Annotated in this window: 11 protein-coding genes; 7 read left to right on the top strand and 4 right to left on the bottom strand. The window is 56.3% G+C overall.

All coding sequences use genetic code 11. From position 1 onward, the window contains the following. Window positions 1–17: 17 nt before the first annotated feature. A complete protein-coding gene (gene tus, locus ACOTZD_RS19915; protein WP_023314048.1) occupies window positions 18–947 on the top strand; it encodes a DNA replication terminus site-binding protein in 930 nt (309 codons plus the stop codon). On the opposite strand, the gene fumC is transcribed toward tus, so the two are convergent. Both fumC and fumA read right to left on the bottom strand, forming a co-directional pair. After that, window positions 948–2,342 carry a class II fumarate hydratase gene (fumC, locus tag ACOTZD_RS19910; protein WP_045332164.1) on the bottom strand — a complete coding sequence of 465 codons (1,395 nt, stop codon included), beginning with the start codon at window positions 2,340–2,342 and terminating at the stop codon, window positions 948–950. A gap of 182 nt (window positions 2,343–2,524) precedes the next feature. Continuing rightward, on the bottom strand, window positions 2,525–4,171 hold the full coding sequence (gene fumA / locus ACOTZD_RS19905; RefSeq protein WP_023314046.1) for a class I fumarate hydratase FumA: 1,647 nt from the start codon (window positions 4,169–4,171) through the stop codon (window positions 2,525–2,527). A 199-nt stretch (window positions 4,172–4,370) separates the two neighbouring features. On the opposite strand from fumA, the gene manA reads away from it, so the two are divergent. Continuing rightward, on the top strand, window positions 4,371–5,546 hold the full coding sequence (gene manA, locus ACOTZD_RS19900) for a mannose-6-phosphate isomerase (RefSeq protein ID WP_048240903.1): 1,176 nt from the start codon (window positions 4,371–4,373) through the stop codon (window positions 5,544–5,546). Window positions 5,547–5,645: 99 nt separating this feature from the next. Next, window positions 5,646–7,172 carry a YdgA family protein gene (locus ACOTZD_RS19895; protein ID WP_032609071.1) on the top strand — a complete coding sequence of 509 codons (1,527 nt, stop codon included), beginning with the start codon at window positions 5,646–5,648 and terminating at the stop codon, window positions 7,170–7,172. A gap of 101 nt (window positions 7,173–7,273) precedes the next feature. On the opposite strand, the gene ACOTZD_RS19890 is transcribed toward ACOTZD_RS19895, so the two are convergent. Next, window positions 7,274–8,302, bottom strand: a complete 1,029-nt coding sequence (locus ACOTZD_RS19890; protein WP_003857568.1) for a Mal regulon transcriptional regulator MalI — start codon at window positions 8,300–8,302, stop codon at window positions 7,274–7,276. 179 nt (window positions 8,303–8,481) lie between these two features. Here ACOTZD_RS19890 and malX point away from each other — a divergent pair, with 179 nt between their 5' ends. The 3 genes from malX (at window position 8,482) to add (ending at window position 12,392) form a co-directional block, all read left to right on the top strand. Further along, window positions 8,482–10,074, top strand: coding sequence for a maltose/glucose-specific PTS transporter subunit IIBC (gene malX / locus ACOTZD_RS19885; RefSeq protein WP_032658247.1), 1,593 nt, complete (start codon window positions 8,482–8,484; stop codon window positions 10,072–10,074). A 50-nt stretch (window positions 10,075–10,124) separates the two neighbouring features. After that, window positions 10,125–11,297 (top strand): MalY/PatB family protein, encoded by a 1,173-nt coding sequence (locus ACOTZD_RS19880; RefSeq protein ID WP_174402254.1) that lies wholly within the window; start codon window positions 10,125–10,127, stop codon window positions 11,295–11,297. A gap of 96 nt (window positions 11,298–11,393) precedes the next feature. Beyond that, window positions 11,394–12,392 carry an adenosine deaminase gene (gene add / locus ACOTZD_RS19875; RefSeq protein ID WP_015570661.1) on the top strand — a complete coding sequence of 333 codons (999 nt, stop codon included), beginning with the start codon at window positions 11,394–11,396 and terminating at the stop codon, window positions 12,390–12,392. Between the two features lie 56 nt (window positions 12,393–12,448). Here the strand turns inward: add and ACOTZD_RS19870 are convergent, their stop codons facing one another. After that, window positions 12,449–13,489: an oxidoreductase gene (locus ACOTZD_RS19870; RefSeq protein ID WP_045346491.1), complete on the bottom strand. Its 1,041-nt coding sequence runs from the start codon at window positions 13,487–13,489 to the stop codon at window positions 12,449–12,451. 239 nt (window positions 13,490–13,728) lie between these two features. Here ACOTZD_RS19870 and blr point away from each other — a divergent pair, with 239 nt between their 5' ends. Continuing rightward, window positions 13,729–13,854, top strand: a complete 126-nt coding sequence (gene blr / locus ACOTZD_RS19865) for a division septum protein Blr (protein ID WP_151884424.1) — start codon at window positions 13,729–13,731, stop codon at window positions 13,852–13,854. Window positions 13,855–13,899 lie beyond the last annotated feature (45 nt).

Genomic DNA, 13,899 nt, shown 5'->3' with positions numbered 1-13,899 from the left:
ACTAATTAAGGGCTGCCATGACAACTTACGATCTCATCGAAAGGCTTAACACCACATTTCGGGAAATAGAGCAGGCGTTACTGACCCTCACGGGGCAACTTCAGGACTGCCGCCTGCTGGCCGCCCGCGTCTTTTCCCTGCCCGAGGTGGCAAAAGGCGCAGAGCACGACCCGCTGAACACCATTGAGGTGACGCAGCATGTTGGCAAGGCGGCGCTGGAAATGACGTTGCAGCACTATCGTCGCCTTTTCATCCAGCAGCAGTCCGAAAATCGCAGCAGTAAGGCCGCCGTTCGCCTGCCCGGCGTCATCTGCCTGCAAACGGATGCCGCAACGCGTGAAGGAATTGAGGCGCAGATTACGCATATCAATACGCTAAAAGCCGCCTTTGAGAAGATTGTAACCGTTGAGTCCGGGCTGGCACCGGCTGCCCGTTTTGAATGGGTGCATCGCCAGCTTCCGGGGCTGATCACCCTGAATGCCTACCGCACGCTGACGGTACTGCGCCATCCCGCCACGCTGCGCTTCGGCTGGGCCAACAAGCACATCATTAAAAATTTCGCGCGGGACGAGATCCTGGCGCAGCTGGAAAAAAGCCTGAAATCGCCGCGAACGGTCGCCCCGTGGTCGCGGGAACAGTGGATTGAACGGCTGGAGCAGGAGTACCACAGCATTGCCTCCCTGCCAGCTGATACCCGTCTTAAAATAAAGCGTCCGGTGAAGGTGCAGCCTATCGCCCGTGTCTGGTATGCCGGTCAACAAAAGCAGGTGCAATACGCCTGCCCGACGCCGCTGATTGCGCTCTATGATGCCGATCAGGGTGCGGTGGTGCCGGATATCGGGGAACTGCTGAACTACGATGCTGAAAACGTTCAGCATCGATATAAACCCCAGGCGCAGCCGCTACAGCTGATTATTCCGCGGCTGCACCTGTATGTGGCGCAGTGATTATCTGAGGCTGCCCACCATCGCTTCCGGTCGGACCCAGGCATCAAACTCGGCGTCCGTCAGGTAGCCCAGCGCCAGCGCAGAGGCTTTCAGGGTAAGCCCCTCTTTGTGCGCTTTTTTAGCGATTTCGGCCGCTTTGTCATAACCAATATGGGTGTTCAGCGCCGTTACCAGCATCAGAGACTCATTCAGCAGCTGGCTGATTCGCTCGCGATTAGGCTCAATGCCCACCGCGCAGTGCTCGTTAAAGCTCTCCATGCCATCGGCCAGCAGACGAATCGATTGCAGTACGTTGTGGATCACCATCGGTCGATAGACGTTAAGCTCGAAGTTACCCGACGCGCCGCCCATGTTAACCGCCACGTCATTACCCATCACCTGACAGCACAGCATGGTCATGGCTTCGCACTGGGTCGGGTTCACTTTACCCGGCATAATGGAGCTGCCCGGCTCGTTTTCCGGAATGCTGATTTCGCCGATGCCGCAGCGCGGGCCGGAGGCCAGCCAGCGCACGTCGTTGGCAATTTTCATCAGCGAGGCCGCCAGCCCTTTCAGCGCGCCATGGGTATGCACCAGGGCATCACAGGTCGCCAGCGCTTCGAATTTATTCGGAGCGGTAACAAACGGCTGCCCGGTAATCTTCGCCAGCTCTTCGGCCACGCGCACCGCGTACTCGGGATGGGTGTTTAACCCAGTGCCCACCGCCGTTCCGCCGAGCGCCAGCTCCGCCAGATGCGGCAGGCTGTTGTCGATATGCTTAAGGTTGTGCTCCAGCATCGCCACCCAGCCGGAGATCTCCTGGCCGAGCGTCAGCGGCGTGGCGTCCTGAAGGTGCGTACGACCAATTTTAACAATGTCGCGGAAGGCCTGCGCTTTCTCGTTAAGCGTAGATTTAAGCACGTTGAGCTGCGGGATAAGCTGCTCGCGGATTGCGATGACGGCCGCCACGTGCATGGCCGTCGGAAACACGTCGTTGGAACTCTGGCTTTTGTTCACGTCATCGTTCGGGTGTATCTTGCGCTCCATGCCGCGTACGCCGCCAAGCAACTCGCTTGCGCGGTTCGCCAGCACCTCGTTCATGTTCATGTTGCTCTGGGTGCCTGAGCCGGTCTGCCAGATGGCAAGGGGGAATTCGTCGGGATGTTTGCCCGCCAGCACTTCGTCGGCGGCATTGATGATGGCGGTGGCTTTATCGGCATCCAGCAGGCCCAGATCCTGATTGACTTTGGCGGCAGCGCGTTTGGTCAACGCCAGCGCCTGGATTAGCGAGACGGGCATTTTCTCTGTCGAAATGCGGAAATGCTCCAGCGAACGCTGGGTTTGTGCGCCCCATAGCTTGTCGGCCGGGACGTCGATGGCGCCCATGGAGTCTTTCTCGCGGCGATGCATTGTCATTACTTACTCCTTGATAACAAAGATGGGATTGCTCACATGCTTAAGAGATAAGTATTGATGACTTCTGAGAAACGTTATGGCGCTTTGTGCGCTCTTTTTGATGTCGGGTGGCGGTTGCGCCTTACCCGACCTACGAGAATGTAGGCCGGGTAAGCGTCAGCGCCACCCGGCAATTTACAGAATTACTTCACACACGCCGAACACTGGGAAGACTGGATCTGTTTGAAGAAGTCGTTACCTTTGTCATCCACGAGGATGAACGCCGGGAAGTCTTCCACTTCAATTTTCCAGATCGCTTCCATACCCAGTTCCGGGTACTCCACGCACTCAAGGCTCTTGATACTGCCCTGCGCCAGCACCGCCGCCGGGCCACCGATGCTACCGAGGTAGAAGCCGCCGTGCTTGTGGCACGCGTCCGTCACCTGCTGGCTGCGGTTGCCTTTCGCCAGCATGATCATGCTGCCGCCGTTGGCCTGCAACTGGTCGACGTAGGAGTCCATACGGCCCGCCGTGGTTGGGCCTAACGAGCCGGAAGCATATCCATCAGGCGTTTTTGCCGGACCTGCGTAGTAGATCGGGTGATCTTTAATGTACTGCGGCAGCCCTTCGCCGTTGTCCAGGCGCTCTTTCAGCTTCGCATGGGCGATGTCGCGGCCCACGATAATCGTCCCGTTCAGGGAAAGGCGCGTCGAGACCGGATACTGCGAAAGCTGCGCCAGAATCTCTTTCATCGGACGATTCAGGTCCACGCGAACCGCTTCCCCCTCGCCCGCTTTACGCAGTTCTTCAGGGATGTATTTGCCCGGGTTGTTCTCCAGCTTCTCGATCCAGATGCCGTCGCGGTTGATCTTCGCTTTGATGTTACGGTCCGCTGAACAGGAAACGCCCATCCCCACCGGACAGGAAGCACCGTGGCGCGGCAGGCGGATCACGCGAATGTCATGCGCGAAGTATTTGCCGCCAAACTGCGCGCCCAGCCCCAGGTTCTGCGCTTCGGCCAGCAGTTCCTGCTCAAGCTGCACGTCGCGGAACGCCTGACCATGTTCGTTACCTTCCGTTGGCAGGCCATCGTAGTATTTGGTTGAGGCCAGCTTAACGGTTTTCAGGGTGCTTTCGGCAGACGTACCGCCAATCACAAATGCGATATGGTACGGCGGGCAGGCCGCGGTGCCGAGGGTACGCATCTTCTCGACCAGGTAGTTCTTCAGCTTGCCCGGGGTAAGCAGCGCTTTGGTTTCCTGGTAAAGATAGGTTTTGTTGGCTGAACCGCCGCCTTTGGCGATGCAGAGGAATTTGTACTCGTCACCGTCGACGCTGTAGAGGTCAATCTGCGCAGGCAGGTTAGTGCCGGTGTTCACCTCTTTGTACATATCCAGCGCCGCGTTTTGCGAATAGCGCAGGTTGTCTTCGGTGTAGGTATTGTAAACGCCGCGCGCCAGCGCCGCTTCGTCACCGCCGCCGGTCCAGACGCGCTGGCCTTTTTTACCGGTGATAATCGCCGTGCCGGTGTCCTGGCAGGTCGGCAGAATGCCTTTCGCCGCGATATCAGAGTTACGCAGGAATTGCAGGGCAACGTACTTATCGTTCTCGCTGGCTTCCGGGTCGCTCAGGATATCAGCAACCTGCTGCTGATGCGCCGGACGGAGCATAAAGGAAGCATCATGGAAGGCTTGCTGCGCCAGCAACGTCAGCGCCTGCGGGTCAACTTTGAGGATCTCCTGCCCTTCAAACTCAGAGACAGTAACGTAATCGCGGGTTAACAGATAATACTCGGTCTGATCCTGACTGAGGGGGAAAGGATCCTGATAATGGAAGGGTTTATTCGACATTGTTCTCTCACTTACTGCTTCGGTCTGTTTATTCAGGGCAGATGTTCCGCTGCCCGGCTTAAAAGCGAGTCAGCTTATCCTACACAATTTTTTAACAAAAACTGAGACTAGTACGACTTTTTACATCCGCAGGTTACTTCCATTCGGTTTATTGCTTTAATACGCGGAGTTAATTCCACATATGAATCAGGGCTTGATAATGCAAAAACTCATCAACTCAGTGCAAAACTACGCCTGGGGAAGTAAAACTGCGTTAACGGATCTCTACGGTATCGCCAACCCGGACAACCTGCCGATGGCAGAGCTGTGGATGGGCGCGCACCCGAAGAGCAGCTCAAAAATTGAAGATGCCAGCGGTCAGGTTCGCAGCCTGCGTGACGTCATCGACGCCGACAAAGCCGCACTGCTCGGCGATAAAGTGGCGAATCGTTTTGGTGAGCTGCCGTTTCTGTTCAAGGTATTGTGCGCCGACCAGCCGCTCTCCATTCAGGTTCACCCGAACAAAAAAGCCTCTGAGCTGGGCTTTGCCAAAGAAAATGCCGCCGGTATTCCGTTAGACGCCGCAGAGCGTAACTACAAAGATCCTAACCACAAGCCGGAACTGGTTTTCGCCCTCACCCCTTTTCTGGCGATGAATGCCTTCCGCGAGTTTTCCGAGATCATCTCCCTGCTGCAACCGGTCGCCGGGGCTCACAACGCGATCGCCCACTTCCTGGAAAACCCGAACGCAGAAGCCTTGAGCGAGCTGTTTGCCAGCCTGCTGAATATGCAGGCCGAGGAAAAGTCCCACGCGCTGGCGGTGCTGAAAGCCGCGCTCAACAGCCAGCAGGGTGAGCCATGGGACACCATTCGCGTAATTTCCGCGTTTTATCCGGACGACAGCGGCCTCTTCTCTCCGCTGCTGCTGAACGTGGTGAAGCTCAACCCGGGCGAAGCGATGTTCCTGTTCGCTGAAACCCCGCACGCCTACCTCAACGGCGTGGCACTGGAGGTGATGGCTAACTCCGATAACGTACTGCGCGCGGGCCTGACGCCAAAATACATCGACATCCCTGAGCTGGTTGCCAACGTGAAGTTTGTGGCGAAACCTGCTGCGGAGCTGCTTACTCAGCCGGTGAAAAACGGCGCAGAGCTGGACTTCCCGATTCCGGTTGACGATTTTGCCTTCTCCCTGCACGACCTCAGCGCAGACGAAACCGCCATTGCACAGGAGAGCGCCGCGATCCTGTTCTGTGTGGAAGGCGAAGCGACGTTGCACAAAGATAGCGAGCGTCTGGTGCTCAAACCGGGTGAATCCGCCTTTGTCGCAGCAAACGAGTCGCCTGTCCGGGTGAGCGGCACCGGTCGCCTGGCGCGTGTTTTTAATAAGCTTTAGGGACTTACTGAATTTTTTAACAACTCTTGCTAAGCTAGTAACAGGCGTTGTAACACCAGGCGGTTTTAACCGCCTGGTTTCATTTTAGGGATAATCGCAATGAAAAAATCGGTCGTAGCGGTAGGAGTGATTGTTGCTTTAGGCGTGATCTGGACGGGTGCTTCCTGGTATACCGGGAAACAGCTGGAAAGCCGTCTGGCAGAGATGATGACGCAGGCAAACAGCGAGATTAAGCGCAGCGCGCCTGAAGCAGGTCTGGAGCTGAGCTATCAGAACTACCAGCGTGGCGTGTTTACCAGCCATATGCAGGTGGTGGTGAAGCCGGTTGCGGGTAATCAGAACGCCTGGCTGAAACCGGGCCAGAGCGTGGTGCTGGATGAAGTGGTCAGCCACGGTCCGTTCCCGCTGGCGCAGTTGAAAAAGTTTAACCTGATCCCCTCTATGGCATCCGCCAGAACCGTACTGGTGAATAACGAGGTGACGAAGCCGATTTTCGATATGGCGAAAAATGAGTCGCCGTTTGAGATCAATACCCGCATCAGCTATGCCGGTGATACGCATTCCGACATCGACCTGAAAGCCCTGAATTACGAACAAGGCACTGATAAAGTCGCCTTCAGCGGCGGTAATTTCCAGCTTGATGCCGATCGCGACGGCAAGAATGTCTCCCTGACCGGCGATGCCGCCAGCGGCCTGGTGAATTCAGTCAATGAATATAACCAGAAGGTGCAGCTTACCTTCAACAACCTGAAAGCCAGCGGCAATAGCCGTATGACTGATTTTGATGAGCGTATCGGCGACCAAAAACTGAGCCTCGATAAGATCGCCATTGCGATCGAAGGCAAAGAGATGGCGGTGCTTGAAGGCATGGATCTGGACGGTAAGTCTGACGTGTCCAAAGACGGTAAAAGCATCAACACCCAGCTGGATTACAGCTTGAAAAGCCTGAAAGTACAGAATCAGGATCTGGGTACCGGTAAGTTGTCCCTGAAAATCGGCAACATTGACGGCCAGGCGTGGCACGAATTCAGTCAGAAATACAGTAAAGAGAGCCAGGCTCTGCTGACCGATGCCGCCCTGCAACAGAACCCACAGGCTTACCAGCAGCAGGCGATGACGGTGCTGTTTAATAACCTGCCGATCCTGCTGAAGGGCGAGCCGGTGATTACCGTTGCGCCACTGAGCTGGAAAAACGGCAAAGGCGAAACCAACTTCAACCTGTCGCTGTTCCTGAAGGATCCGGCAGCCACGACCAGCGAGCCGCAGACCCTCGCGCAGGAAGTTGACCGCAGCGTGAAATCGCTCGACAGCAAGCTGACCATCCCGATGGATATGGCAACCGAGTTCATGACGCAGATTGCGAAACTCGAAGGGTATGGTGAAGAAGATGCAGGTAAACTGGCAAACCAACAGGTGAAAGGCCTGGCGGCGATGGGCCAGATGTTCCGCATCACGAAGGTGGAAGACAACACCATTTCCACCAGCCTGCAATATGCTAATGGCCAGGTGACGCTCAACGGCGACAAAATGCCGCTGGAAGAGTTTGTCGGTATGTTTGGTATGCCGACGCTGGGCATGCCTGAACCGGCTGAACCGGCTGCGCCGCCGGCAGTACCGCAGCAGTAAACGAAAAACCCCTCGCATGAGGGGTTTTTTATTGCCGGGTGGCGCTGACGCTTGCCCGGCCTCCGATCCTGAGCCGTTGTAGGCCCGTGCATGCAAAGCGGTTACTTCACCGTCACTAAGCGCGCAGCCACAATCTGATGCCCGGCCTGCACGTCCGTATTTTCAATGCGCTGCATAATTCGTTCTGCCAGGGTGTACCCCATTTCACGAGCCGGCGTCGTCGCCCAGACGATGGGGAGATCGTCTAACGCATTTTCACCGACATCTGCAAACGCCCCCAGCGCCACCTGATGGCCGAAGAACGTTTCTACCCCGCCCTCACCGCTCTGGCGTCCGGCGCGGATCAAACCGAACCACGCCCCCATCGCAATAACGTCGTTATAGCAAATCACCGCGCTGATCGTCGGGCTGTTGCGAAGCAGCGTGCCGATGGCTTCCGCGGCTTTTTTCTGGCTGGATTCACACTCCACCACCCATTCGCTGTGAAACGGCAGGCCATATTTGATGAGCGTGGAGCAGTAACCGCCCACCCGCTCGGCACGCGTCAGGGACGAGCTTTTACCGCCGAGCCAGGCGATGCGCTGATGGCCGCGATGAATAAGATGCTCGGTCAGCATTTGCGCGGCCTGCATGTTATCTGGCCGAAGGGTATCGGCTTCGTCGAGATAGCTGGCGCGCGACGCAAACACCAGCGGTACGCCTTTCTGCGCCGCGCGCTCACACAATTCACTGCCCACGCCGGACGCGCCGGCCACGATCACCCCATCCACCCCTTGCGTCAGCAGCAAATCCAGCCTGGAGAGCAGTTGCTCCGGTTCGCGCCCACCGTGGAGCAGGAAAACCATTCGCCCCTGCGCTTCAAGCGCCTCGGTCAGCCCGGCGGTCAGTTCTGCATAAAACGGCGACGCGAGATCGCGAACGATCAGCCCTATCACCCCGCTTTGCCCACCGCGCAGCGCCGACGCCTGGCGATTACGCACAAAGCCCAACTGCTCAACGGCCTCGTTGACGCGCTGACCCGTTGCAGGAGAGATGCGCCCCTTCCCGCTTAATACCAGCGAAACGGTGCTGACGGAAACCCCCGCCGCCAGCGCGACATCGTTGATGGTGATCTTTTTCGCTACAGCCATGTGGTGGCGTGACTCCTTGATAATGAGATCGCTAAAACGTTTTATCAATACGTTATCTTTATACTACCAGTAAAAGCCTGAGAATGTGATTTAGCGCGCACTAAAGTTTGATAAAACGTTTTATCTTTTCGCCCCATCGAGGTCGTTAAATCTCTTTCTACCCTTTAAGGAGTCGTTTTATGACGACGAAAGCAGCACAAAAAATATCGCTGTGGGAGTTTTTCCAGCAACTGGGTAAAACCTTTATGCTGCCCGTGGCGCTTCTCTCTTTTTGCGGGATTATGCTGGGGATCGGCAGCTCGTTAAGCAGTCATGACGTCATTACCCTGATCCCTTTCCTGGGAAATCCGGTACTTCAGGCGATCTTCATCTGGATGAGCAAGGTCGGATCGTTTGCCTTTAGCTTCCTGCCGGTAATGTTCTGTATCGCCATTCCTCTGGGTCTGGCGCGCGAAAACAAAGGCGTGGCGGCGTTTGCGGGCTTCGTTGGCTATGCGGTCATGAACCTTGCGGTTAACTTCTGGCTGACCGCCAAAGGGATCCTGCCGACGACCGACGCGGCGGTACTGAAAGCCAATAACATTCAGAGCGTGATTGGTATTCAGTCCATCGATACCGGGATCCTTGGAGCCGTGATCGCGGGGGTGATTATCTGGATGCTGCACGAGCGCTTCCACAACATCCGCCTGCCCGATGCGCTGGCCTTCTTCGGCGGGACCCGCTTTGTGCCAATCATTACGCTGGTTGTGATGGGTCTGTTTGGTCTGATCATCCCTCTGATTTGGCCGATTTTTGCCATGGGGATCACCGGGATTGGCCGCATTATCAACGGCGCGGGTGATTTCGGCCCGATGATTTTCGGTACGGGTGAACGTCTGCTGCTACCGTTTGGTTTACAGCACATCCTGGTTGCCCTGATCCGCTTTACGGAAGCAGGCGGCACCATGGACGTTTGCGGTCATTCCGTTAGCGGCGCGCTGACCATCTTCCAGGCCCAGCTGAGCTGCCCGACCACTCACGGCTTCTCTGAAAGTGCGACGCGTTTCCTTTCTCAGGGTAAAATGCCTGCCTTCCTCGGCGGCCTGCCGGGTGCTGCGCTGGCGATGTACCACTGTGCCCGTCCGGAAAATCGTCATAAAATTAAAGGTCTGCTGATCTCCGGCGTTATTGCCTGCGTGGTGGGCGGTACGACAGAACCTATCGAGTTCCTGTTCCTGTTCGTGGCACCGGTACTGTACCTCATCCACGCCGTACTGACGGGCCTGGGCTTTACCGTGATGGCTGTGCTCGGTGTGACCATCGGTAACACCGACGGTAACGTGATTGACTTCGTGGTATTCGGTATCCTGCACGGCCTGTCCACCAAGTGGTATCTGGTGCCGGTTGTGGCCGCCATCTGGTTCGCGGTTTACTACGGGATCTTCCGCTTCGCCATCACCCGCTTTAACCTGAAAACGCCAGGCCGCGATGCCGATACGGCCACCAGCGTTGAACAGGCGGTGGCCGGTACCGTTGGGAAATCCGGATATAACACGCCGGCTATTCTGGCGGCGCTGGGCGGTGCGGATAATATTACCTCTCTGGATAACTGCATCACCCGCCTGCGTTTGTCGGTGGCGGACATGTCCAAAGTGGATACCAACGCACTTAAAGCTAACCGGGCTATTGGCGTAGTACAGTTAAATCAGCACAATTTGCAGGTCGTCATTGGCCCGCAGGTACAGTCAGTGAAGGATGAGCTGGCAACCCTGATGCGAACCGTCGAAGCCTGATGCCTCGCCCCCCCTCGTCATGAGGGGGTTTTACTTTACGGAGCACCGTCATGTTTGATTTTTCAACCGTCGTGGATCGACACGGCACCTGGTGTACCCAGTGGGATTATGTCGCTGACCGTTTTGGCGCTGCCGACCTGCTGCCCTTCACCATCTCTGATATGGATTTCGCCACCGCCCCCTGCATTACCGATGCGCTGCACCAGCGAATAAACCACGGGGTGTTTGGTTACAGTCGCTGGAAAAATGACGAATTTCTGGCCGCCGTGGCGCACTGGTTCCGGCAACGCTTTAACAGTCAGATTGATACCGAAACCGTGGTGTATGGGCCGTCGGTCATTTATATGGTCTCGGAGCTGATCCGCCTCTGGTCCTCGCCTGGCGACGGCGTGGTGGTCCATACTCCGGCTTACGATGCCTTTTATAAAGCCATCGAAGGCAACCAGCGTACCGTTGTTTCCGTGCCGATGCAGAAAACAGCGCATGGCTGGGAGGGGGATATGGCCTCGCTGGAAGCGGCGCTGGCAAAACCGGAAAACAAGGTGTTGCTGCTGTGTAGCCCGCAAAACCCGACCGGAAAAGTCTGGACTCGGGAGGCGCTGACCACAATGGCGGCCCTGTGTGAACGTTATGGCGTAGCGGTGATCAGCGACGAAATTCATATGGACATGGTATGGGGCACGCATCGTCATACCCCGTGGAATGAGGTTGCGCGCGGTAAATGGGCGCTGCTGACCTCGGGTTCCAAAAGCTTCAACATTCCGGCGCTGACGGGCGCCTGGGGGCTTATCGCCGATGACGCCAGCCGTAACGCCTATCTGAATGCATTAAAAGGTCGGGACGGACTCTCTTCCCCTTCCGTGCTGGCGCTGACCGCGCATATTGCTGCTTACCGACAGGGCGAACCCTGGCTGGACGCGCTGCGGACCTATCTCGAAGAGAATCTGCGGTATGTTGCTCGCGAATTAAACAGTGCTTTTCCGACACTCAACTGGCAACCGCCCGAGGCAACCTATCTGGCCTGGGTCGATCTCAGCCCTCTTGGCATTGATGACAAGACGCTGCAAAAGGTGCTTATTGAGCAGCAAAAAGTGGCCATCATGCCGGGATATACCTATGGAGCCGAAGGGAAAGGCTATGTGCGACTGAACGCTGGCTGTCAGCGTAGTAAGCTTGAACAGGGCGTTCAGCGCCTTATCGCTGGCATCAACACTCTGCTGTAAATCATTTGCGCAACGGAATATTCCCTTGCGCAAATAGCTTTTTACCCCGTTTTGTTTTTATAATATGGCGCACTTTAACCAGCAAAGAGTGCGACCATGATTGATACACGCCTGCCTTTAACTGATATTCACCGCCACCTCGACGGAAACATTCGTGCCCAAACCATTCTCGATCTTGGTCGCCAGTTCAATTTAACCCTCCCTGCCGAAACGCTTGAAACCCTGATCCCCCATGTTCAGGTCACGTCGAACGAACCGGATCTGGTGAGCTTTCTGAGCAAGCTCGACTGGGGCGTGAAGATGCTGGCCTCGGTCGATGCCTGTCGCCGTGTCGCCTTTGAAAACATCGAAGATGCCGCGCGCAACGGCCTGCACTATGTCGAACTGCGTTTCTCCCCGGGCTATATGGCGATGACCCACAATCTCCCCGTAGCGGGCGTGGTTGAAGCGGTCATTGAAGGCGTGCGTGAAGGCTGTAAAACCTTTGACGTTCAGGCGCGTTTGATCGGCATTATGAGCCGTACCTTCGGTGAAGCGGCCTGTCTTCAGGAGCTGGAAGCATTACTGGCGCATCGCGACCAGATCACCGCCATCGACCTCGCCGGTGACGAGCTGGGCTTCCCGGGCAGCCTGTTCCTGTCTCATTTCAACCGCGCACGTGATGCAGGATGGCATATTACCGTTCATGCAGGCGAAGCCGCGGGGCCGGAAAGCATCTGGCAGGCCATTCGTGAACTGGGTGCGGAACGTATTGGTCACGGCGTGAAAGCCATTGAAGATCGCGCGCTGATGGATTTCCTCGCCGAACAACGTATTGGAATCGAATCCTGCCTGACCTCCAATATTCAGACCAGTACAGTGGCATCGCTGGCGCAACACCCGCTGAAAACCTTCCTTGAACACGGGGTGCTGGCTTCACTGAACACGGACGATCCGGCGGTTCAGGGCGTGGATATTATTCACGAATACAACATCGCCGCGCCGCAGGCCGGGCTGAGCCGCGAGCAGATCCGTCAGGCGCAAATCAACGGGCTGGAGATCGCCTTCCTGACGCCTGAAGAGAAACAGGCGCTGCGCGATAAAGTTGCTCAGTAGTCCTCTTTACTGCCGGGTGGCGCTGCGCTTACCCGGCCTACGAAAGCGTTTGGCACTTATGCCAGACAGAGCGTTGCGCGATGTTTGGCAGATTCGATCCCCAGCTCAATGAGCTCCATAATCTGGATTGCCTGGCTTGCGGGAACCGGATTTTCACCTGAACCGTTCAGCGCGTCACGAATGGCGGCGTAATACGCCGGATAGTTCCCCGGCAGGGTCAATACCGTCTCTTCAACCAGCGCCTCACCCTCCGCACGCGTCACCACCCCGTCGCGCATGTCGTAGCCCCAGTCCTCCTGCGGTAAGCGTTCGCCATTTTTGAGGCGCTCTTCCTGCGGATCCTGGCCGAACTTCACATAGCTGCCGCGCGCCCCATGAATGATATAGCGGGCCGATTCCGCCGCCGCAAGCATTGTCCCGTGCAGCACAATGCGCCGCTGCGGATAACTCAAAATGGCATGGAAATAGTCGGTGGTCTGCGCCCCCGGCCTGAGCTGCGCTAAATCGACCGCCATGCTTACGGGCAGACCAAACAGATGAACGGCCTGATCGAGAAGATGCGGCGCTAAGTCATACCAGATGCCGCTGCCCGGTCCCGCCTGCTCGCGCCAGCGATCTCGCACCTGCGGACGATAACGATCGAAGTGCGACTCAAAAAAGGCAATTTCGCCGAGCGTGCCTTCGTTGATCAGCGCTTTGACCGTCAGGAAATCGCTGTCCCAGCGCCGGTTGTGAAAGACCGATAATAACCGACCCAGACTTCGCGCCAGCGCATCCAGCTCGCGCGCCTGTGACAACGTCACGGTGAAGGGCTTATCGACAACAACATGTTTGCCTGCCTCCAGCGCCGCTTTCGCCAGGGGGAAATGAGTGTCGTTAGGGGTAGGAATGACAATAAGGTCAATATTAGGATCGTTAAACAGATGCTTAGGCTCCGTTACCACCGGCACAGCTGGCCAGTCGGCGCGGACCTTAGTCTCATCGCTGCTTGTGATGGCCGCCAGTTCCATTCCCGGCGTGCCGGCAACCAGCGGTGCATGAAAGGTTTTGCTTGCGTACCCGTAGCCAATAAGACCGACGCGGATGTTTTCACTCATCGTTTGCCCCCTCGCTGTGCGCTTATTTATCACTGGCCTTGTGCTTAACGCACACATTAATAATGTGCCCTGTGAGTTAAAATAGCATCTCACGACAGCGTTTTTTGTTACCTCGCATTAAAGTGTGCATAGGGGCCCGGGGAATCGTTCCCAAAGCGCTTGCTCTGAAGAAAAGGGCGCTGTAACATTTGTAATCTGTATTTATGGATAAATTACAAACACAAATTATGACGTCAATAATTAATCGAATCATTGAATTAGCGGGATGGATTGTCCTTGGGGTTTCAGTCGTGTTGCTCGGCATTGCCAGCCATATCGATAACTACCAGCCGCCGGAGCCTGTGACTGTCGCACAACAAAAGTAAGCCGTGTCGTCATAAAGCGTGACACATTACGTCATGGAACATATT

The sequence above is a fragment of the Enterobacter cloacae complex sp. SHL022 genome (assembly GCF_049237785.1).
Classification (GTDB): Bacteria; Pseudomonadota; Gammaproteobacteria; order Enterobacterales; family Enterobacteriaceae; genus Enterobacter; species Enterobacter hormaechei_C.
This window is presented reverse-complemented; position numbering and strand designations above follow the sequence as displayed.